Raw genomic sequence first — 19,991 nt, 5'->3', positions numbered from 1 at the left:
ACCCCCTACGGAGCGCGAGCGCGAGAGCGTCCGCGCGCACGACCGCGGAAGGCGGCCCCATGACAGACGGCTTCCACAAGCCGACCAAGTTCCCCTCCCACGTCTTCGAGGCGTTCCAGGGAGGAGAGGACCCGGCGCAGATCAGCCGCGTCGCCCACGAGACCGCGATCGCGCTGCTGAGCCGCGTCCGGAACGACCCGGACCCGGTGGTCATCGACCGCCTCGTCGAGTACACCGACCACAACGGCATCGACGCCCTCGCCGAGCTCTGGGCGCGCTCCAGCGCGGCGAGCCTGCCGGGTGCGCTGTGGCGGATCTACCTGCTGCGGCTGGTCATCCGGCAGGACCCGGAGAGCACGAGCTTCCTCTACCAGCGCGGAGTTGAGCTCTCCGCCACGATCGACCCGGTGGTCGCCGGAGCGAGCACGCCCACGGGGCCGGCCGAGATCACCGAGCTGGCCGACCGGATCCTCCGCGGCGTCTTCGACGGCGACTTCGCGGTGGCACTGGACCGCGCCGCGGCGTTCTGCCGCGTGAGCGCCTCCGGAGCCGTCTCGGTCGCCGACGACGTGGAGCCGGTGAACCCCGCCCGGGCGAGCGAGCTGACCACCCGCGCGCTGCGCCTCTCGACCACCGCCGCCGAGCTCGTGAGCTGCGCCCGGCTGTGGAGGAGCGACTCCCTGGAGTGACGCGCAACCCGCGTTCACCCACTGCGAACGCCGCTCGCCGCCACCGCGGAGGCCTTTGGTAGACTGACGGGAACCGGATCGCAGTAACCCCGGGCTCCACTTATAGCCGCTTCGAGCGGCCTCGCGCCGAGAGGCGTTTCTGCGGTCCGGCCCCTTCTCTGCTCGCATCGCCGCCACGGTGCGCGAGGCGAGGGCCCAGGAGGAGTCGATCCTCGCCCGAGTCCCCACAGACAGGCGCCAGCGGAATGAAGAACAGCAGAGCTCTCCGGATCGGCGCGCGCGTCTGGGCGGGAGCAGGGCTGCTGGTCGTCGCCGCGCTCTACCTCCTCGCCGCCCCGAGCGTCGACGACGCGGAGGGCGCCCAGTTCGCCGCGGGCGTCTCGCTCTCGCAGGGCACGGTGATGCGCGTCCTCGCGGTCCTCGACCTGTTCGCCGGGCTCTGGGTCCTCCTCCGCCCGCGCAGCTATCCGGGCATCACCGCTGCGGCGGTGGCTGTGATCTCCCTCTGGCTGGCCCCCCGGCTGGGCGATCCGGCGCTCGTGCCGATCGGCACGTTGGCGCTGGATGTCCGATTCGTGACGCATCCGATCGAGGTGTCGGTCGTCGTAGCAGGCCTGGCCGTGACAGCCTTCTGGATGACGCGGAATCTTTCAGCCCGGGCGCGGGCGAGGCGGGGCTGATGACGGACGACACCACAACGGAGGCGGCTGTCCTCCTCGAGCGCATCGCCGGAGGAGAGCAGGCGGCTTTCGCCGTGCTCTACGACCAGATGGCGGGCCGGGTCCTCGGCCTGATCATCCGCGTGCTCGTCGACCGCTCCCAGTCCGAGGAGGTGGCTCAGGAGGTCTTCCTCGAGATCTGGCAAACCGCTGGGCGTTTCGCTCCGAATAAAGGAAGCGCGACGACCTGGATCCTCACGATGGCACACCGCAGGGCCATCGACAGGGTCCGCGCGGCTCAAGCCGGCCGTGATCGGGACATGCGCATCGGAATCCGAGACCTCGGGCGCGACTACGACCAGGTCTCCGAGCAGGCGGAGGTGTCCCTCGAGCACGAGAAGGTCGCGGCCGCCATGGGCCGCCTGACGGAACTGCAGCGGCAGGCGCTGCAGCTCGCTTACTACGGCGGATACTCGCACAGCGAGATCGCGGGGATCCTGCAGTGCCCCGTGGGAACCGTCAAGACACGCCTGCGTGACGGAATGATCAGACTTCGAGAAGAGATGGGGGTGGCCCTGTGAACGATGTGCGACTCCCCGACGGGATGGACGACCCGCGCGATCTCGCGGCGGGTCACGCACTGGGCATCCTGACGCCCGAGGAGCAGGAGCGCTACGAGCGCTTCCTCTCCGAGCACCCGGAGGCGCGCGGCGAGGCCGACGCGTTCGCCGAGGTGGCCGAGGCGCTGGTCGCCGACGCACCCGCCGTGGAGCCCTCGCCGGGCTTCAAGGCCGACCTGATGGCGCTCATCGCCACCACTCCGCAGCTGCCGCTGGAGGAGCCCGACGAGGACCACGAGGCGCCCGCCGCGCCCCGCCTGGTCCCCGTCGCCTCCGAGGGCGAGCGGAGCGGTCCGACGGCTCGCCGGGACGGTGGCGGCAGCGCCGCGAACCGCGCCCGGAGCCGCTGGTTCGCACGCCCCGCGGTCTACCTCTCGGCGGCTGCGGCCGCCGCGGTGATCGTGGTCGGCGGAGTGACCCTCCCGCCGCTGCTCTCGTCCGGTCCCGGCCAGACGCAGCAGCAGACGGCTCTGGAGCAGATCCGCAGCGCCCCCGACGCGCAGGAGACGACCGGCACGGTCGCCACCGGCGAGCAGGCGACGCTGGTCTGGTCGAGCTCGCTCGGCCGCTCCGCCCTCGTGGTGGACGACCTCGCGCCGCTGCCGGACGACAAGACCTACGAGCTCTGGTACATCGGCTCGTCCGGTCCGGTCGCCGCAGGGACGTTCGACGGGGGAGAGGGCAGCACCGTGGCTCCGCTCGAGGGGAGCCTCGCCGAGGGCGGAGTCGTCGCGGTGACGGTCGAGGACGCCGGCGGCTCGTCGGCTCCGACCACGGACCCGATACTGGCCATCGACATCGCCTGACGGCCTGAGCACGAGAAGAGCCGCACTCCGGGAACGGGGTGCGGCTCTTCTCGTTCCCGGAGTGCAGGACGTCGAACGAGAACGAGCCGCGACCCCCGGAGGGACGCGGCTCGCTCTCGTCTGCGGCGGATCAGCCGAAGCGGCCCGAGACGTAGTCCTCGGTCGCCTGGACGGACGGACGCGAGAACATCGTCGCGGTGTCGTCGTACTCGATGAGCTTGCCCGGCTTGCCGGTGCCCGCGATGTTGAAGAACGCGGTGCGGTCCGAGACGCGCGAGGCCTGCTGCATGTTGTGGGTCACGATGACGATCGTGTAGTCGTTCTTGAGCTCCTCGATGAGGTCCTCGATCGCGAGGGTCGAGATCGGGTCCAGGGCCGAGCAGGGCTCGTCCATCAGCAGGACGTCGGGGGACACGGCGATCGCACGGGCGATGCACAGACGCTGCTGCTGGCCGCCGGAGAGACCGGAGCCCGGCTTGTCGAGGCGGTCCTTCACCTCGTTCCAGAGGTTCGCGCCCTGGAGCGAGCGCTCGACGAGCGCGTCCGCGTCCGACTTCGAGATGCGGCGGTTGTTGAGCTTCACGCCGGCCAGCACGTTGTCCCGGATGGACATCGTCGGGAACGGGTTGGGGCGCTGGAAGACCATGCCCACCTGGCGGCGCACCTGCACGGGGTCCACGCCCGGGCCGTACAGGTTGTTGCCGTCGATCAGGACCTCGCCCTCGACGTGCGCGCCGGGGATGACCTCGTGCATGCGGTTGAGCGTGCGGAGGAAGGTCGACTTGCCGCAGCCGGACGGGCCGATGAAGGCGGTGACCGTGCGGGGCTCGATGGCGAGCGAGACGCCCTCCACCGCGAGGAACTGGCTGTAGTAGACGTTGAGGTCGTTGACCTCGATGCGCTTGGACATTGCTTCCTTCGGGGATTCCGGCCGGAGCCGAGTGGTGGGTGTCAGCGGCCGAGCTTGGGGGCGAAGATCTTCGCGATCAGGCGGGCGACCAGGTTCAGCGCCATGACGATCAGGATGAGGGCCAGCGCGCCGGTCCAGGCCCGGTTGAGGAACGCCTCGGCGTCGGGGCCCTGGTTCGCGTACTGCGTGTAGACGAAGACCGGGAGGGTCATCATCCGCTCGCTGAAGAGGTCGTAGTTCATCGACGCGGTGAAGCCGGCGACGATCAGCAGCGGCGCGGTCTCGCCGATGACGCGGGCGATGGCGAGCGTGATGCCCGTCGTGATCCCGGCGATGGAGGTCGGCAGCACGATCTTGACGATGGTCAGCCACTTCGGCACGCCGAGGGCGTAGGACGCCTCGCGCAGCTCGTTCGGCACCAGCTTCAGCATCTCCTCCGACGAGCGGACGACCACGGGGATCATCAGCACGGCGAGGGCGATCGAGCCGGCGAAGCCCATCCGGACGCCGGGGCCGAGGATCAGCGCGAAGAGCGCGTAGGCGAACAGGCCCGCGACGATCGAGGGGATGCCCGTCATCACGTCGACGAAGAAGGTGATCGCCCGGGCGAGGTGGCCGCGGCCGTACTCGACGAGGTAGATCGAGGTGAGCAGGCCGATCGGCACCGAGATCAGCGCGGCCATGGCCGTGATCTCGAGCGTGCCGACGATCGCGTGGAGCGCGCCGCCGCCCGCGTCGATGACGTTGCGCATCGACGAGGAGAAGAAGAGCGGATCGAACCGCGCGACTCCGTTGGAGACGACCGTGTAGAGCAGGGAGATCAGCGGGAGCAGCGCGATGATGAAGGCGGTCGCGACCAGCGAGGTCACGAGGCGGTCGACAGCCTTGCGGCCGCCCTCGACCAGGCGCGAGACCACGTAGATGGCGACGTCGAAGAGGACGGTGCCCCAGAAGATCGCGCCGACGAGGCTGAAGTCGTTCATCATGCCGGCCGCCTGGAGGATCAGGAACACGGCGGCGAACACGACCCAGCTGCCGACGAGCAGCATCCAGGGGGTGCCCTTGGGCAGCTTGCCCGCCTGCAGCGAGAAGGGCATCGACGAGGTGGCGGCGGACATCAGTTGGCTCCCGAGAAGGCCTTGCGGCGGTTGACGATGAACCGCGCGACCGAGTTCACGACGAGGGTGATGACGAAGAGGATGAGGCCCGAGGCGACGAGGACGTTCACGCCGACTCCGCTCGCCTCCGGGAACTGCAGCGCGATGTTCGCGGCGATGGTGTTCGAGTTCTGCGAGGTCAGCAGGAGGAAGGAGACGACCGTCGCGGGCGAGAGCACCATCGCGACGGCGAGCGTCTCGCCGAGGGCCCGGCCGAGGCCGAGCATGGCGGCCGAGACGATGCCCGGGGCGCCGAAGGGCAGGACGGCCATGCGGATCATCTCCCAGCGGGTCGCGCCGAGCGCGAGCGCCGCCTCCTCGTGCAGGCGCGGGGCCTGGAGGAAGATCTCGCGGCAGACCGCGGTGATGATCGGGATGACCATGACGGCCAGCACCACCGAGGCGGTGAGGATCGTCTTGCCGGTGCCCGACGCCTGGCCGCCGAAGAGCGGGAACCAGCCGATGTTCACGTTGAGGAAGAGGTAGAAGGGCTGCACCATCGGCGCCAGGACGGTCGCGCCCCAGAGGCCGAAGACCACCGAGGGGACGGCGGCGAGGAGATCGACCACGTAGCCGAGGGCCATCGCGATGCGGCGCGGCGCGTAGTGCGAGATGAAGAGGGCGATCGCGATCGAGAGCGGCAGGGCGATCACCAGGGCGATCACCGCCGACCAGACCGTGCCGAACACCAGAGGGCCGACGTAGGCCCAGAAGCTCGTCGCGTCGCCGGGGAGGCTGCCGGCCGGCGCGGTGAACGCGGGGATCGACTGCGCGATGAGGAAGATCGCGACGGCGGCGAGGACGAGGAGGATGAGGGAGCCGGCGGCGACGGTCGAGATCGAGAAGACCCGATCTCCGACACGCACCTTCGCCTTCGGGCGGACGACGGTCTCAGTTGCCATTCCAGGGGACTCTCTTCAGACGAGGGGTTCGGCGGGGCGCACAGGGAGATGCTAGGGCTCGGCGGGGGCGTCCGGTGGGCCGAGCCCGGCACAGGCGGGGCCCGTCCCGCGGATCGTGCTGCGAGACGGGCCCTGCCGGTGGGACTACTTGATCGACTCGATCGCGGTGGCGACGGTCGACGCGAGCTCGGAGCTCAGGGGAGCGGAGCCGGCCTGAGCGGCGGCGGCCTCCTGGCCCTCCTCGCTCGCGACGTAGGAGGCGTAGGCCTTGACGACCTCGCCCTTCTCGGCGTCCGCGTACTCCTGGCACACGATGAGGTAGCTGACCAGGACCATCGGCCAGGCGTCCGCCTCGGTGCCGGTGCGGTCGATCTTGATCGCGAGGTCGTTCTCCTCGCGGCCGTCGGCGATGGGCGAGGCGGCGACGACAGCCGCGGCTCCGTCGGCCGAGATGGTCGAGAACGCGTCGCCGACCTTCAGCTGGGCCATGTCCATGCCCTGGGCGCCGGACTCGTCGGCGTAGCCGATCGTGTTGGTGCCGTTCTTGACCGCGTCGACGACACCCGAGGTGCCCTTGGCGCCGTCACCGCTCTGGTACGGGAAGGTCTGCGCGGCAGGAGCGTCCCAGACGTCGCTCGCGGTGGCCGCGAGGTAGTCGGTGAAGTTCTGCGTGGTGCCCGAGTCGTCCGAGCGGTGCACGGAGGTGATGTTCGCCGACGGCAGGGTCGCGTCGGGGTTCAGGGCCTTGATCTCCGGGGCGTCCCAGGAGGTGATGGTGCCCTTGAAGATGCCGGCGATGGTGGCCGCGTCGAGCTTGAGCTCGTCGACGCCCTCCACGTTGAAGATGACCGCGATCGGCGAGATGTAGACCGGGAGGTCGATCGCCTTGGTGTCGGGGGCGCAGGCGGCGAAGGTGCTCGCGAGCTCCTCGTCCTTGAGCGCGGAGTCGGAGCCGGCGTAGTCGGCGGCGCCGTCGATGAAGTTGGTGCGGCCGGCGCCGGAGCCCTGCGGGTCGTAGTTGACCGTGACCTCGGGGTTCGCGGTCTGGAACGCGGCGGCCCAGGTGGTCTGCGCGGTTCCCTGAGCGGACGAGCCGATGCCGGTGATGGTGCCCGAGAGCGTGGAGGTGGTGGCGGAGCCGGAGCTGCCGCCTGCGGCCGGTGCCTCGTTGGCAGCGCAGGAGGTCAGCGTGATCGCTGCGACGGCGGCGACGACGGCCGCCTGGCCGAGACGCGAGAATCTCACAAGTATCCCTTTCGGGTAGGAAAGCGTGGAAAACAGAACAGGGCCTGGTGCAGCCCGCGAGCGAGAGTACGGAGGGGTCGTGTCCTGGCACCGACCGCTCGGTGAACGCGCGGTGAACGGGTCCGTTCCGGGGATTGCGGAGCGACGGGGCGGCGGGGAAGGCGAGGAGCGTCGGGCGCGTCCCGGCCGCGGGACCGGACCGGTCCGGCGGGGCCCGTGGAGCCCGTCGCGCAGCGCGGCCCGGGCGGTCAGGCCAGCGGCGTGTGCGTCTCGATCGCGACGATGCCGGAGCCGGGGTGGGCGGTGGAGAGGTGCACCACGGCGAAGCCGCCGGTCGGGAGCGCGGACGCCTCGTCGAGGTAGGCGCCGAGAGGGGTCGCCGTGGCGAGGGCGATCTCGCGCAGGATTTCGGGGATCACCGGCCGGTGGCTGCAGAGGACCGCGGTGCGGCGGGCGCGGACCCGCTTGCCGACGAGGGCGCGGACGTCGGCGGTGCCCTGCTCGTGCGCCTCCTGGCTGAGGTCGTCGCGGAGCTTGACCGGCTTCTTGACCAGACCGGACAGCGGGGCGATGGTCGACCGGCAGCGCTTGGCGGTGCTCGAGACGAGGCGGCGCGGGCGCCAGGCGGCCACGGCCTGAGCGGCGGCCGCGGCCTCGACCCGGCCGCGCCCGGTGAGGCGGCGGGTGGAGTCGCGGCCGTCCCAGGAGGAGGCGGGCACCGCCTTCGCGTGCCGCAGGACCACGATCGCGAAGGTCTCGAGCGCCCCGCGCGCGGCGATCCGGGCGAACTCGTCGACGATCGTCACGTCGTGCGGATAGGTCAGGTAGCTCCGGGCCCGCTTGAGCGTCACCCACTCGAGCGCCTCGACCTCGTCGTTCGGGAGGAAGTCGGACGCCAGGACGGCCTTCTCGGTGACCTGCGCGGCCCAGTAGTAGACGGCCTTCGGGCGCCCGCTCGGCAGCGTGTACTCGGTGCATCCCAGTGGCACCCCGAGCGCCACCGAGAGCCCGGTCTCCTCGCGGATCTCGCGCACCGCGGTCTCCGGGAGCGACTCGCCCGCATCGACCTTGCCCTTGGGCAGGCTGACGTCCCGGCGGTGCGGCCGGTGGATCACGAGGATGTGCGGGCGGCCCTCGATGATCCGCCAGCACACCGCTCCTGCTGCGTAGACGGTGCCCGTCACGGGCGTCAGCGGGTGGAGGCCCGGTTGGCGGAGCGGGTCGCCGCGCGCTTGCGGTGGGTGATGTGCTGCATCAGCTGGTTCTGCAGGTCGGCGAGCGGAGCGCCCTCCTCGTCGAGGTGGTGCCGCGTCCAGTCGCCGTCCGGGCCGAGCCACCAGGAGGCCGTCCGCTCGTCCATCGCCCGCTCGAACATGTCGTCGATCTCGCTGAGGTGCGCCGGCTCGACGATCCGCACCAGAGCCTCGACGCGGCGGTCGAGGTTGCGGTGCATCATGTCGGCGCTGCCGATGAAGACGTCCGGCTCGCCGCCGTTGACGAAGCTGAAGATGCGGGAGTGCTCGAGGTAGCGGCCGAGGATCGAGCGCACCCGGATGTTCTCCGACAGTCCCTCCTGCCCGGGCTTGAGTCCGCAGATCCCGCGGACCCAGACGTCGACGGGCACGCCGGCCTGGCTGGCGCGATAGAGCGCGTCGATCACGGACTCGTCGACGATCGAGTTGACCTTGATCCGGATGCCCGAGGGCCGCCCCGCGCGGGCGTTCTCGGTCTCGGCGGCGATCCGCTTGAGCAGGCCCTTCCTGAGGTGGCGCGGCGCGACGAGCAGGCGCTTGAACTTCTTCTCGATCGCGTACCCCGAGAGCTCGTTGAACAGTCGCGTGAGGTCCTTGCCGACCTCGGGGTCGGCCGTCAGGAGTCCGAGGTCCTCGTAGATGCGCGAGGTCTTCGGGTTGTAGTTGCCGGTGCCGATGTGGGAGTAGTGGCGGAGCACTCCGCCCTTCTCCTGGCGGATGACGAGCGCGAGCTTGCAGTGCGTCTTGAGCCCGACGAGCCCGTAGACCACGTGCACGCCCGCCTTCTCGAGCTTGCGCGCCCACGAGATGTTCGCCTGCTCGTCGAAGCGCGCCTTGATCTCGACCAGGGCGAGCACCTGCTTGCCCGACTCGGCCGCGTCGATCAGCGCCTCGACGATGGGGGAGTCGCCCGAGGTACGGTAGAGCGTCTGCTTGATCGCGAGCACGTCCGGATCCGCCGCCGCCTGCTCGAGGAACGACTGCACACTCGTCGCGAAGGACTCGTAGGGGTGGTGCAGGAGCACGTCGCCGCGGGAGACCGCCTTGAAGACGTCCTGCCGCTGGTTCGGTTCGCTCGGGGAGAGCTGCACCGCCGTCGTCGGGACGTGGTTGGGGTACTTCAGGTCCGGTCGGTCGATCTTCTGCAGGCTGAAGAGCCCGCTGAGATCCAGAGGAGCCGGGAGCTTGTAGACCTCCTGGGTCGTGATGTCGAGCTCGCGGACCAGCAGGCCCAGCGTCTCGTCGTCCATGTCGTCGGTGACCTCGAGGCGGATGGGCGGGCCGAACCGGCGCCGCAGCAGCTCCTTCTCGAGAGCCTTGATCAGGTTCTCGGTCTCGTCCTCGTCGACCTCGACGTCCTCGTTGCGCGTCACGCGGAACACGTGGTGGTCGAGGATCTCCATGCCGGGGAACAGGTCGTCCAGCTGGTTGGCGATCAGGTCCTCGAGCGAGATGAACCGCATCGGCTCGCCCGGTGCCCTGACGCCGGCGATCCGCACGAAGCGGGGGAGCATCTGCGGCACCTTGAGGCGCGCGAACTCGACCTTCTGCGTCTTCGGGTTGCGCACCCGCACCGAGAGGTTGAGGGAGAGGCCGGAGATGTAGGGGAACGGGTGCGCCGGATCGACCGCGAGCGGCATCAGGACCGGGAACACCTGCGCCGAGAAGTAGTCGTCCAGCACGGTGCGCTCGGCGTCGCTCAGCTCGTCCCAGCGGACGAGGTCGATGCCGCCCTCGCGCAGGGCGGGCTCGACGAGCTCCTTGAACGCCCGCGAGTGCCGCTGCTGCAGCAGGTGCGCCTTCTCGGAGATGTCGGTCAGGACGTCGACCGGGACTCGGCCGATGTTCGTCGGCAGGGCGAGCCCGGTGAGGATGCGGCGCTTGAGGCCGGCGACCCTGACCATGAAGAACTCGTCGAGGTTCGACGAGAAGATCGCGAGGAAGTTCGCCCGCTCGAGCGCCGGCACCAGCGGGTCCTCCGCGAGCTCGAGCACGCGCTGGTTGAACGCGAGCCAGCTCAGCTCCCGGTCGAGGTAGCGGTTGTCGGGGAGGAGCGGATCCGAGTGCTCCTCCTCCTCGTCGTCGAAGTCGTCGTCGAGGTCATCGCTCAGTCCGTCTTCGAGAAGCAGGTTGTCGCCGTCCATGCCACCATCCTGGCACCGCCCCGGGCGGCTCCGTGCCGCGGATCGTGAATGCCGGATGAACGGGGCCGGGGGAGGCCCTGTGGAGGAGCGCCGGCTCAGCGCAGCGGCGCGGCGCGCTGCAGGTACTGCACGTCGACGGAGACGTCCGTGAACCCGAGCGAGCGGTAGAGCGCCACCGCCGAGCGGTTCTCGGCCTCGACGTAGAGGTCGGCCGCGGTGCAGCCGCGCTCGAGCATCCGCGCGAGTCCGGCGTTCAGCAGGGTGCGGCCGAGTCCCCGTCCGGCCGCCTCGGGGGCGACCCCGAGGACGTAGATCTCGCCGGTCGTCGATCCGGGCTCGATCTTGAGCCAGTCGTAGCCGAGGAGCGTGCCGTCGGCGTCGCGGAGCAGGAGGAAGTCGCCCTCGTCGAACCACGGCTCCGCGCGGCGGGCCGCCAGATCCTCCTCCGTCAGCCGCCCCTGCTCGGGGTGCGCGGCGAAGACGCGCGCGTTCAGGGCGATCCACTCGGCCGGATCGAGGTCGCGCGCGTCCGAGAGGACGACGCCCTCGGGGACGCGGACCTCGGGGGAGGCGAGCGGCGCGAGTTCGAGGTGCAGCAGGGTGCGCACCGGGGCGAAGCCGTGGGAGGCAGCGAGGGCGCGGGCGGCGGGGTGGTCGCCGTGCGCCCAGGCGAGCAGGCCCGTCCGGCCGCTCGCGAGGACCTGGTCGAGGGTCGCGGTGCCGAAGCCGACCCCGCGCCACTCCGGATCGACGACGAACTCGAGCTCGCCCTGGCCGAGGATCGCCGCCGCCACGACCACGTCGGCGCGCAGCCCCACGAGGAGGGTGCGCGAGCCGGTCCGGGCCTCGACGAGGGTCTGATCGCTGAAGGGGGGCTGGTGGTCGAACCAGGCGGCGCGCCCGATCAGGTGCTCGAGGCCGGCCGCCACCGCGGGATCGGCCAGGTCCTCAACGGACAGGTTGAGCGACTCGCTCATTGTCCTCTTCGTACACGTTGAAGCGGTATCCGACGTTGCGGACCGTGCCGATCAGCGACTCCAGGTCGCCGAGCTTCGCGCGGAGGCGCCGCACGTGCACGTCGACCGTGCGGGTGCCGCCGAAGTAGTCGTAGCCCCAGACCTCGCTCAGCAGCTGCTCGCGGGTGAAGACGCGCGAGGGGTGCGTGGCGAAGAAGCGGAGGAGCTCGAACTCCTTGAAGGTGAGGTCGAGCGGGCGCCCGTGCACCTTGGCCGAGTAGCTGGCCTCGTCGATCACGACGCCCGAGGCCTGGATGCGCGAGGTCGACTGCTCCTGCGCCAGCCGGCCGATCACCAGGCGGATGCGGGCGTCGACCTCGGCGGGGCCGGCCGAGTCGAGGATGACGTCGTTGACGCCCCAGTCGGCCGAGACGGCCGTGAGCCCGCCCTCCGTGAGGATCAGGATGAGGGGGACGTTGATGCCCGTGGTCGTCAGGATCTTGCAGAGCGACTTGGCGCTGGCCAGGTCCTGCCGCGCGTCGACCAGGATCAGATCGCAGCTCGGGGCGTTCACGAGCTGGGCGGGCTCCGCGGGGATCTGCCGGGTCCGGTGGCTGAGGAGCCCCAGTGCGGGGAGCACCTCGGCGCCTCCCGCCGAGGTCAGTATCAACAACTGCGCCACGGATCCTCCAGAACTGGTCTGCCCGCAATACTAGCGGCGGGCCGGGAGGGGCGTCCGCCTGGGGCACAATTGTCGGATGGGCAGGGATCGGGTGGGCATCGGAGTCGTCTGGGCGCTCGCACTCGCGGGCTCCGTGCTGACGCTGACCATCGCCGCTCCGGAGTCCCGGCAGCTCTGGCTCGCGCTGACGTTCGGCGGCTGCGTACTCGCGACCTTCGCGGTGCAGCTCGCCGTGGCCCGCGCCGAGGGGTACCTCCTCCGCGCGATGACGAGCATCGTCGGGGCGATGGCCCTGGTCGCGGTCGCGAGCGGGATCGCCCTCCTCCTCCCCGCGTGAGCGCTCGCCTCCTCCCCGCGTGAGCGCTCGCCTCCTCCCAGCGTGAGCACCTGCGTCCGCACCGCCTGGGCAGTCCCTCCCGCCCCGCCCCGGCGCCGGACCCGGCGGGTAGGATGAGCGCATGCTTCTCGCCCTGGAACTCTTCTACCTCGGTCTGCTCGGGCTCGCCTCCCTCGCCATCGCGTGGGTCTCCGGCGTGGTCGTCTACAAGCTCTACCGCGGCCAGCGCTAGCCGCCGCCGGAGCCCGAGTGATCTCGCTTCCGTCGGGCCTCCCGCCCGAGCTCGTCCCCCTCTCCTGGCTGCTCGGCGTCTGGGAGGGCTCGGGCGTCATCGACTACACGATCGGCGACGACTCCGTCCAGGCCGAGTTCGGCCACCGCATCAGCTTCAGCTACGACGGTCTCCCGTACCTCAACTACAACTCGTACACGTGGCTGATCGAGGAGGGCGCCGAGGAGGCGCCCCGGCCCCTGGTCACCGAGACGGGCTACTGGCGCCTCAGCCGCGCACTGACCGACTCCGACGCCGGCCCGGGAATGCTTCCCGGGCGAGGGGCACCCGCCTTCCCCGACGCGGAGTCCGTCGAGACGCTGCGCAACGCCGCCGGCGGGTTCGACATCGAGGTCTCGCTCGTCCACCCGGACGGCGTCAGCGAGCTCTACCTCGGCCAGGTCAAGGGGCCGCGGATCGACCTCGCGACCGACGCGGTGATGCGCACCGCCGCGGCGAAGGACTACGCCGCCGCCACGCGCCTCTACGGTCTGGTCGACGACCACCTTCTCTGGGCGTGGGACATCGCCGCGCTCGGCCAGGGCCTGCGGACCCACTCCTCCGGACGGCTCGCCCGTGTCGACTGACGCGCTCTCCCCGCTCCTGGGCGCCCCGGGCGCCGTCGCGACGACGAGCGCCGCCGAGCCCGGCGTCGCAGCCCACTACGGCGAGCCCTTCCGCGAGCAGCGCGCTCTCGCCGCGGGCACCGCGCTCGTCGACCTCTCCGGCCGCGGGGTCGTGACCGTCACGGGGCCGGACCGCCTCACCTGGATCGACTCGCTCACCAGCCAGGCCGTCTCGCGCCTCGCCCCCGGCGCGTCCGCCGAGACGCTCCTGCTCGACCCGACCGGCCGGATCGAGCACGTCATCCGCCTCGTCGACGACGGCGAGACCGCCTGGCTCCTGCTCGACCGCGACGAGACGGCCGGCCTGGCCGCCTGGCTCGACCGGATGCGCTTCATGCTCCGCGTCGAGGTCGCCGACCGCACGGACGACCTCGCGACCCTCGCCGCCCTCGGGGACGGGCCGGCACTGGCGCTCGCCCTGTCCCTGGCCGAGGCCCCCGTCGTCTGGAGCGACCCGTGGTCGGAGGTCCAGCCGGGCGGCTGGCAGTACGCGCTGACCGCCGAGCACCCCGGGGCCTCCTGGGAGCTCCGCGAGGTGCTGGTCCCGCGAGCGGCCCTCGAGGCCCTCGCGGAGACGGCCGTCGGGGTGGGAGTAGCGCTCGCCGGGGTCGACGCCCTCGAGGCTCTGCGCATCGCCGCCTGGCGTCCGCGCCACGCGACCGAGGTCGACGAGCGGTCCATCCCGCACGAGCTCGACCTCCTCCGCTCGAGCGTGCACCTCGCCAAGGGCTGCTACCGGGGCCAGGAGACGGTGGCCAAGGTGCACAACCTCGGCCACCCGCCGCGGCGCCTGGTCCTGCTGCAGCTCGACGGCTCCGACTCGGTCCTCCCCGCCCACGGCGACGTCGTCACGGCGCTCAAGGGCGGCGAGCCGGTCGAGGTCGGCACGGTCACCTCCAGCGCCTGGCACTACGAGGACGGACCCGTCGCCCTCGCGGTCGTCAAGCGGAGCGTCCCGGTGGACCTCGAACTGACCGTTCTGGCCGGCGACTCGCGCGTGGCCGCGGCCCAGGAGGTCGTGGTCCCGCCCGGAGCCGGAGCGGAGGCGGGAGTGCCCCGCCTGCCCCGCCTCGGGGCGACGACCAGGTAGGCCACGCCGTGGTGGCCGCACGTCCCGCCGAGCGGGGCCGGGCGGCCGAGCGGCTGCGCGGTCTCGTCCGGACCCCCGAGCTGAGTCCGGCGCGCGCCCTCGCCCGCGCGGGGGCATCGCTCCCCGCTGTGCTGCAGATCGTGCTCGCGGCGACCCTCGCCTACTCCGTCGCGCACTTCCTCCTCGGGCACCCCTCGCCGGTGCTGGCGCTGACGGCCACGATCTCGAGCCTCGGCATCGCCCGCGACACCCGCCCCAAGCAGGTGGCCGAGACCGCGACGGGCATGCTCATCGGCATCACGGCCAGCGAGGTGCTGCTCCTGCTGTGGGGGAGCGGCGTCTGGCAGCTCGCCGTCGTCCTCGCGATCGTCGTCACGCTCGGCCGGGCCCTCTCGCCCTCGCCGGGGTTCGCCGTGGCCGCCGGGACCCAGGCGATGCTGGTGATGGTCCTCCCCGCGCCGGACGGAGGGGTCTTCACCCGGAGCGTCGACGGCCTGATCGGCGGGCTGGCGGCGCTGCTCTGCACGGCGATCGTGCCCCGCCCGCCGCTGCGCACGGCGCGGGCCGAGGCTCACCGCCTCCTCACCGCGCTCAGCCGGACCGTGGAGGAGCTGGCCGACGCGCTCCGCCGAGGCGACTCCACGGCGTCCACCGCGGCCCTCGAGCGGATCCGCGGGACGCAGCCGGTCATCGACGGCTGGACCGCGGCGCTGGACTCAGCGACCGGCGTCGCCCGGATCTCGCCGTTCGTCCGCCGACACCGCGGCGAGCTCGCCCGCCAGGCCGTGATGCTGTCCGCGCTCGACCTCGCGACCCGGAACCTGCGCATCGTCGCGCGCCGCACCGACTTCCTCGTCGGGGACGGCGCCCCGCGGCCGGCGCTCGCCGGAGCGGTCGCCGCCCTCGGCCCGGGCATCGCACTGCTCGGCCGCGCGGTCGCCGATCCGTCGGTGCTCGCCCTGGCCCGTCAGGACCTCGTGCTGCTCGCGACCACGCTCGACCCGCAGCGGCTGATCCCGGAGGCGCGCCTCGCCGAGAAGACGGTGCTCGTCCTGCTCCGCCCGCTCGTCGTCGACCTGCTCACGGCGACCGGCGCCGCTCCTGTCGAGGCGCGGGCCGCTCTGCCCCCGCTCGCCTAGCGCTCAGGAGGCCGAGGGCTCACGCCCGGCGCTCAGGAGGAGGGGGCGACCGCCTCCCACGCGACCGTGACCTCGCCCAGGCGCCAGCGCCGCGGCCCGCCGAGGACCGGCCACTCCGGCCGGAGGTCCCGGACCGATGCGATCCACCGCTGCCCCGGACCGTAGACGGCGAGAGGGGCGTTCAGCGTCCACGCCCGCTCGAGGGCGGCGAGGAAGGCGTGCACTCCCTCGCCGGGGACGTTGCGGTGGATGAGGGCCTTCGGCAGACGCTCGGCCGCCGTCATCGGCGAGGGGATCGCCGCGAGCCGCAGCGAGAGGGTCAGCGAGCGCGGGCCCTCCCGGCCGACCTCGATCCAGGTGCAGATGCGGCCGATCTCGTCGCAGGTGCCCTCGACCAGGACGCCGTCGGGCTGCAGCCGGTCCGTCATCGTCGCCCACGCCCCCTGCACGGCGTCCTCGTCGTACTGGCGGAGCACGTTGAAGGCGCGGATGACGCCCGCCCGCCGCCCCGCGGGCAGAGGCACCTCGAAGCCCCCGCGCTCGAAGCGCACCCGCGCGTCGGCCGGGAACGGCGTGCCGCCCTCCCGCACCCGGGCGAGCTGGCGCCGAGCGGTGTCGACGCGGGCGGGCTCGATCTCGAGGCCGAGCACCTCGACGTCCGGCGCGGCCCGGACGAGTCGGCGGTGCAGCTCGAGCGTGGTGACCGCGCTCGCCCCGAAGCCGAGATCGACGACGAGCGGAGAGGCGGTGCTGCGCAGGACGGGCAGCTCGGCGAGCCGGCGATCGACCCGGCGGAGGCGGTTCGTGCCCGTCGTACCGCGGGTGACGGCTCCGATGGGCATGCTCATCAGCGTATCCGCGGGCGAGGGGGCCGCCTCTAAGCTGGACGCATGTCCGAGACCTACACCCTCATCCTCGTGCGCCACGGCAACAGCGAGTGGAACCAGAAGAACCTGTTCACCGGCTGGGTCGACGTGCGCCTGACCGAGCAGGGAGTCGCGGAGGCCACCCGCGCCGGCGAGCTGCTGACCGAGGCGGGCCTGCACCCCGACATCGTCTACACGTCGCGCCAGACCCGCGCGATCCAGACCGCCAACATCGCCCTCGAGGTCGCCGACCGCCTCTGGATCGACGTCAAGCGCTCCTGGCGCCTCAACGAGCGCCACTACGGGGCTCTGCAGGGCAAGGACAAGGCGCAGACCCTCGCCGAGTACGGCCCCGAGCAGTTCCAGACCTGGCGCCGCTCCTTCGACGTGCCGCCGCCCCCGCTCGCCGACGACGACCAGTACTCGCAGGCGCACGACGAGCGCTACGCCGACCTCGGCGACGCCCTGCCGCGCACAGAGTCGCTGAAGCTCGTGATCGAGCGGATGCTGCCCTACTGGGAGTCCGACATCAAGCCGGACCTCGCCTCGGGCAAGACCGTCATGATCACCGCGCACGGCAACTCGCTCCGCGCGCTGGTGAAGACGCTCGACGGCATCTCGGACTCGGACATCGCGGAGCTCAACATCCCGACCGGGATCCCGCTCGTCTACGAGCTGAACGAGGACTTCGAGCCCATCGGCGAGGCGCGCTACCTCGACCCCGAGGCCGCGGCCGCCGGTGCCGCCGCCGTCGCCGCCCAGGGCGCCAAGAAGTAGAACACCGCACACGCGAACGGCCCGCCCGAGTCCTCGACTCCGGCGGGCCGTTCCCGTCCGCAGCCCCCGAGAGGGCCCGCACACGTCCGGCCCGCAGGAGACGCTCGTTCCTGCGGGCCGGATCGTCCACGGGCCGGAGCCCGAGGTGCCGCCTAGGAGTAGTCGCCCGAGATCAGGTACTGGACCTTCTTGGCGATCGACACGGCGTGGTCGGCGAAGCGCTCGTGGTAGCGGCTGGCGAGCGTCGCATCGACGGTGTCGGCGGCCTGGCCCTTCCACGCCTCGCTGAGCACCTTGTCGAAGACGCTGACGTGCAGCTCGTCGATCTTGTCGTCCTCGTCGCGGATCTCCTCGGCGATGCGCGGGTCCTGCGAGCGGAGCAGGTCGGTCAGCTTGTGCGCGACGACCACATCGAGGCGGCCCATCTCGACGAACGTCGGACGCAGGCTCTTGGGGACGACCTTGTCGGGGAAACGGTAGCGCGAGAGCTGAGCGATGTGCTCGGCGATGTCGCCCATCCGCTCGAGCGACGCGCTGATGCGCAGCGCCGAGACGACGATCCGCAGGTCGCGGGCGACCGGGTTCTGCCGGGCGAGGATGTCGATCGCGAGCTCGTCGAGGCTGATGGCCAGCTCGTCGATGCGCGCGTCGCTCGCGATGACCTCCTCCGCGAGGGTGACGTCGGAGTGGTTGAACGCCTGGGTCGCCTTCTCGATGGCGATCTCGACGAGTCCGGAGATCTCGACGAGTCGTTCCTGGACCTCGGCCAGCTCCTGCTGGAAAACTTCGCGCATCTGTGTTCGACCCTCTCTACGGCGCACGCGGACGACGGCGCCGGATCTGCGGCGAGCACCTCGCACGCCGCTGCGACTGCACTCCGTGGGCGCAGGCGCAGTCATGATGACCACGGCAGGTTAACGGACGGTGCCGGGCGTTTGAACAGTACTCGACCCCCGGAGGATCGACGGGCGGCCGGTAGGGGGACGCCCGGTGGATGGTTAGCCTGGGTCCGTGGATTCGGGCTTGATCGTGGTTCTGTCGCTCGTTCTCGGTGTCGCGATCGGGATCCTTCTGACGACCGTGCTCACGCTCGCCGCCCGCCAGGGCCGCATCGCTCAGGACGTGATCTCGGTCGGGCTCCCCGAGGGGATCGAGGCGATCATCGACGCCGTCGGCTCGCCCGCCTTCGTGACCGATCCGTCGCACAACGTGCTGAAGGCGTCCACCCGCGCCGTCGCTCTCGGCCTGGTCTCGCAGGACACCCTGCTCCACCCCGACCTCGCCGCCATCGTCGACCGCGTCCGCCGCTTCGGCGACGACATCGTCCAGGACCTGGAGCTCGCGACCAGCCCGCTCTCCGACGCCGCCGTGACGCTCGTCGTCCACGCGACCCGCCTCGGCTCCCGCTACGTCCTCGTGATCGCCGAGGACCACACCGAGGCGCGCCGGCTCGAGGCCGTCCGCCGGGACTTCGTCGCCAACATCTCCCACGAGCTGAAGACCCCGATCGGCGCCGTCGGCCTGCTCGCCGAGGCCCTCGACTCCGCCGCCGACGACCCCCAGCAGGTGCGCCGCTTCGCGCACCGCCTGACCCAGGAGTCGCACCGCCTCGCGAAGATCACCCGCGAGATCATCGAGCTCTCCCGGCTCCAGGCCGCCGACGTCGCCGGCTCCGCCGACATCATCCGCGTCGACGACGTCGTCACGGCGGCGCTCGAGACCACCCACGTCATGGCGGAGTCGCACGACGTCACGCTGGTCAAGGGCGGGATGAAGAAGGCCTACGTCGTGGGGCAGGAGAAGATGCTGATCTCGGCGCTGCACAACCTCCTCGCGAACGCCATCCAGTACTCGCCCGCCGGCTCCCGCGTCGGCATCGGCGTCCGCTCCACCGGCGGCGTCGTCGAGATCGCCGTCACCGACCAGGGCATCGGCATCCCCGAAGAGGACCTCGACCGGGTGTTCGAGCGCTTCTACCGCGTCGACCAGGCCCGCTCCCGCCACACCGGCGGCACCGGCCTCGGCCTCAGCATCGTCAAGCACGCCGTGCAGAACCACGGCGGCGACGTCCGCGTCTGGTCCAAGCCCGGCCGCGGCTCCACCTTCACCATCCGGCTCCCCGAAGCCGACCCCGCCCGGACGCCCTTCGCGGCGACCGCCCCGATAGGAGAACACGCGTGACCAGCATCCTGCTCGTCGAGGACGAGAGCGCCCTCAGCGAGCCCCTCAGCTACCTGCTCGAACGCGAGGGCTACGACGTCACCGTCGCCGAGGACGGCAACCGCGCCGTCGCCGCCTTCGACGAGGGCGACTACGACCTGATCCTCCTCGACCTGATGCTGCCCGGCATGCCCGGCACCGAGGTCTGCCGAGAGATCCGCACCCGCTCCGCCGTCCCGATCATCATGGTCACCGCCAAGGACTCCGAAGTGGACATCGTCGTCGGCCTGGAGCTCGGCGCTGACGACTACGTCACCAAGCCCTACTCCACCCGCGAACTGCTCGCCCGCATCCGCGCCGTCCTCCGCCGCCGCACCGAGGAGCCCGGCGAGGAGCGGATCGTCGTCGCCGGTCCCGTCCGCATGGACATCGAACGCCACACGGTCGAAGTCGACGGCGTCGAGACCCCGATGCCCCTCAAGGAGTTCGAACTCCTCGAGATGCTCCTCCGCAACGCCGGCCGCGTCCTCACCCGCGGCCAGCTCATCGACCGCGTCTGGGGCAGCGACTACTTCGGCGACACGAAGACCCTCGACGTCCACGTCAAGCGCATCCGCTCCAAGATCGAGAAGACGCCGAAGGAGCCGGTGCTCCTGGTTACTGTCCGCGGCCTCGGCTACCGCTTCGACGCGTGATCGCGGG

The 19,991-nt window shown here is 71.4% G+C and carries 21 protein-coding genes; 11 read left to right on the top strand and 10 right to left on the bottom strand.

All coding sequences use genetic code 11. From position 1 onward, the window contains the following. Window positions 1-59: 59 nt before the first annotated feature. The 4 genes from C5C24_RS10700 (at window position 60) to C5C24_RS10685 (ending at window position 2,774) form a co-directional block, all read left to right on the top strand. A complete protein-coding gene (locus tag C5C24_RS10700) occupies window positions 60-689 on the top strand; it encodes a DNA-directed RNA polymerase subunit beta (protein ID WP_104227273.1) in 630 nt (209 codons plus the stop codon). Window positions 690-934: 245 nt separating this feature from the next. Beyond that, window positions 935-1,369 (top strand): hypothetical protein, encoded by a 435-nt coding sequence (locus C5C24_RS10695; protein WP_104276956.1) that lies wholly within the window; start codon window positions 935-937, stop codon window positions 1,367-1,369. Next, the gene (gene sigK, locus C5C24_RS10690) at window positions 1,369-1,929 is read left to right on the top strand and encodes an ECF RNA polymerase sigma factor SigK (protein ID WP_104304946.1); all 561 of its coding nucleotides are present in this window, start codon (window positions 1,369-1,371) and stop codon (window positions 1,927-1,929) included. Before C5C24_RS10695 ends, sigK begins: the two co-directional genes overlap by 1 nt. Next, complete coding sequence (locus C5C24_RS10685) at window positions 1,926-2,774, top strand: anti-sigma factor (RefSeq protein ID WP_146082588.1); 849 nt, start codon at window positions 1,926-1,928, stop codon at window positions 2,772-2,774. Before sigK ends, C5C24_RS10685 begins: the two co-directional genes overlap by 4 nt. A gap of 130 nt (window positions 2,775-2,904) precedes the next feature. Here the strand turns inward: C5C24_RS10685 and pstB are convergent, their stop codons facing one another. The 8 genes from pstB to C5C24_RS10645 all read right to left on the bottom strand — a co-directional run bounded on the left by pstB (window position 2,905) and on the right by C5C24_RS10645 (window position 12,023). Further along, a complete protein-coding gene (gene pstB, locus C5C24_RS10680; RefSeq protein ID WP_104224707.1) occupies window positions 2,905-3,684 on the bottom strand; it encodes a phosphate ABC transporter ATP-binding protein PstB in 780 nt (259 codons plus the stop codon). 41 nt (window positions 3,685-3,725) lie between these two features. Further along, entirely contained in the window at window positions 3,726-4,802 is a 1,077-nt protein-coding gene (pstA, locus tag C5C24_RS10675; protein WP_104276959.1) for a phosphate ABC transporter permease PstA, read from the bottom strand. After that, window positions 4,802-5,743, bottom strand: coding sequence for a phosphate ABC transporter permease subunit PstC (pstC, locus tag C5C24_RS10670; RefSeq protein WP_104227270.1), 942 nt, complete (start codon window positions 5,741-5,743; stop codon window positions 4,802-4,804). Before pstC ends, pstA begins: the two co-directional genes overlap by 1 nt. 144 nt (window positions 5,744-5,887) lie before the next feature. Then, on the bottom strand, window positions 5,888-6,988 hold the full coding sequence (pstS, locus tag C5C24_RS10665) for a phosphate ABC transporter substrate-binding protein PstS (protein WP_104304944.1): 1,101 nt from the start codon (window positions 6,986-6,988) through the stop codon (window positions 5,888-5,890). 248 nt (window positions 6,989-7,236) lie between these two features. Then, window positions 7,237-8,172, bottom strand: a complete 936-nt coding sequence (locus C5C24_RS10660; protein ID WP_104276962.1) for an NUDIX domain-containing protein — start codon at window positions 8,170-8,172, stop codon at window positions 7,237-7,239. A gap of 5 nt (window positions 8,173-8,177) precedes the next feature. Then, window positions 8,178-10,385, bottom strand: a complete 2,208-nt coding sequence (locus tag C5C24_RS10655) for an RNA degradosome polyphosphate kinase (protein ID WP_104276963.1) — start codon at window positions 10,383-10,385, stop codon at window positions 8,178-8,180. Between the two features lie 95 nt (window positions 10,386-10,480). After that, the gene (mshD, locus tag C5C24_RS10650; RefSeq protein WP_104304943.1) at window positions 10,481-11,362 is read right to left on the bottom strand and encodes a mycothiol synthase; all 882 of its coding nucleotides are present in this window, start codon (window positions 11,360-11,362) and stop codon (window positions 10,481-10,483) included. Next, window positions 11,334-12,023: a winged helix-turn-helix domain-containing protein gene (locus C5C24_RS10645; RefSeq protein WP_104224700.1), complete on the bottom strand. Its 690-nt coding sequence runs from the start codon at window positions 12,021-12,023 to the stop codon at window positions 11,334-11,336. The genes mshD and C5C24_RS10645 overlap by 29 nt, the downstream gene beginning before the upstream one ends. 76 nt (window positions 12,024-12,099) lie before the next feature. Between C5C24_RS10645 and C5C24_RS10640 the strand changes: the two genes are divergently transcribed. The 4 genes from C5C24_RS10640 (at window position 12,100) to C5C24_RS10625 (ending at window position 15,486) form a co-directional block, all read left to right on the top strand. Beyond that, window positions 12,100-12,360, top strand: coding sequence for a hypothetical protein (locus tag C5C24_RS10640; protein ID WP_146082587.1), 261 nt, complete (start codon window positions 12,100-12,102; stop codon window positions 12,358-12,360). Window positions 12,361-12,609: 249 nt separating this feature from the next. Next, entirely contained in the window at window positions 12,610-13,218 is a 609-nt protein-coding gene (locus C5C24_RS10635; RefSeq protein ID WP_104224698.1) for an FABP family protein, read from the top strand. Then, window positions 13,208-14,347, top strand: coding sequence for a folate-binding protein YgfZ (locus tag C5C24_RS10630; RefSeq protein WP_104304942.1), 1,140 nt, complete (start codon window positions 13,208-13,210; stop codon window positions 14,345-14,347). Before C5C24_RS10635 ends, C5C24_RS10630 begins: the two co-directional genes overlap by 11 nt. Before the next feature lie 11 nt (window positions 14,348-14,358). Further along, window positions 14,359-15,486: an aromatic acid exporter family protein gene (locus C5C24_RS10625; RefSeq protein WP_146082586.1), complete on the top strand. Its 1,128-nt coding sequence runs from the start codon at window positions 14,359-14,361 to the stop codon at window positions 15,484-15,486. Window positions 15,487-15,518: 32 nt separating this feature from the next. On the opposite strand, the gene C5C24_RS10620 is transcribed toward C5C24_RS10625, so the two are convergent. Then, the gene (locus C5C24_RS10620; RefSeq protein WP_258065167.1) at window positions 15,519-16,328 is read right to left on the bottom strand and encodes a class I SAM-dependent methyltransferase; all 810 of its coding nucleotides are present in this window, start codon (window positions 16,326-16,328) and stop codon (window positions 15,519-15,521) included. Between the two features lie 48 nt (window positions 16,329-16,376). Here C5C24_RS10620 and C5C24_RS10615 point away from each other — a divergent pair, with 48 nt between their 5' ends. Then, window positions 16,377-17,129: a phosphoglyceromutase gene (locus C5C24_RS10615; protein ID WP_104276969.1), complete on the top strand. Its 753-nt coding sequence runs from the start codon at window positions 16,377-16,379 to the stop codon at window positions 17,127-17,129. Window positions 17,130-17,281: 152 nt separating this feature from the next. Here C5C24_RS10615 and phoU read toward each other — a convergent pair whose 3' ends face one another. Then, entirely contained in the window at window positions 17,282-17,923 is a 642-nt protein-coding gene (phoU, locus tag C5C24_RS10610; RefSeq protein ID WP_104224693.1) for a phosphate signaling complex protein PhoU, read from the bottom strand. A 217-nt stretch (window positions 17,924-18,140) separates the two neighbouring features. On the opposite strand from phoU, the gene C5C24_RS10605 reads away from it, so the two are divergent. Then, entirely contained in the window at window positions 18,141-19,310 is a 1,170-nt protein-coding gene (locus C5C24_RS10605) for a cell wall metabolism sensor histidine kinase WalK (RefSeq protein WP_104276970.1), read from the top strand. After that, a complete protein-coding gene (locus C5C24_RS10600) occupies window positions 19,307-19,984 on the top strand; it encodes a response regulator transcription factor (RefSeq protein WP_104304940.1) in 678 nt (225 codons plus the stop codon). Before C5C24_RS10605 ends, C5C24_RS10600 begins: the two co-directional genes overlap by 4 nt. The last annotated feature ends 7 nt before the right edge of the window (window positions 19,985-19,991 follow it).

Origin of the sequence: Rathayibacter sp. AY2B3, from assembly GCF_002931755.1 — a bacterium.
Lineage (GTDB): Bacteria > Actinomycetota > Actinomycetes > Actinomycetales > Microbacteriaceae > Rathayibacter.
The sequence above is the reverse complement of the archived record's forward strand: the minus strand, read 5'-3'. Positions and strand labels throughout refer to the sequence as shown.

Bases quoted from the DNA above. Each gene is read 5' to 3' on its own strand.
- C5C24_RS10700 (WP_104227273.1), top strand. From the start codon at position 60: ATGACAGACGGCTTCCACAAGCCGACCAAGTTCCCCTCCCACGTCTTC.
- C5C24_RS10695 (WP_104276956.1), top strand. From the start codon at position 935: ATGAAGAACAGCAGAGCTCTCCGGATCGGCGCGCGCGTCTGGGCGGGA.
- sigK (WP_104304946.1), top strand. From the start codon at position 1,369: ATGACGGACGACACCACAACGGAGGCGGCTGTCCTCCTCGAGCGCATC.
- pstB (WP_104224707.1), bottom strand. From the start codon at position 3,684: ATGTCCAAGCGCATCGAGGTCAACGACCTCAACGTCTACTACAGCCAG.
- pstA (WP_104276959.1), bottom strand. From the start codon at position 4,802: ATGTCCGCCGCCACCTCGTCGATGCCCTTCTCGCTGCAGGCGGGCAAG.
- pstC (WP_104227270.1), bottom strand. From the start codon at position 5,743: ATGGCAACTGAGACCGTCGTCCGCCCGAAGGCGAAGGTGCGTGTCGGA.
- C5C24_RS10655 (WP_104276963.1), bottom strand. From the start codon at position 10,385: ATGGACGGCGACAACCTGCTTCTCGAAGACGGACTGAGCGATGACCTC.
- mshD (WP_104304943.1), bottom strand. From the start codon at position 11,362: ATGAGCGAGTCGCTCAACCTGTCCGTTGAGGACCTGGCCGATCCCGCG.
- C5C24_RS10640 (WP_146082587.1), top strand. From the start codon at position 12,100: ATGGGCAGGGATCGGGTGGGCATCGGAGTCGTCTGGGCGCTCGCACTC.
- C5C24_RS10620 (WP_258065167.1), bottom strand. From the start codon at position 16,328: ATGCCCATCGGAGCCGTCACCCGCGGTACGACGGGCACGAACCGCCTC.
- C5C24_RS10615 (WP_104276969.1), top strand. From the start codon at position 16,377: ATGTCCGAGACCTACACCCTCATCCTCGTGCGCCACGGCAACAGCGAG.
- phoU (WP_104224693.1), bottom strand. From the start codon at position 17,923: ATGCGCGAAGTTTTCCAGCAGGAGCTGGCCGAGGTCCAGGAACGACTC.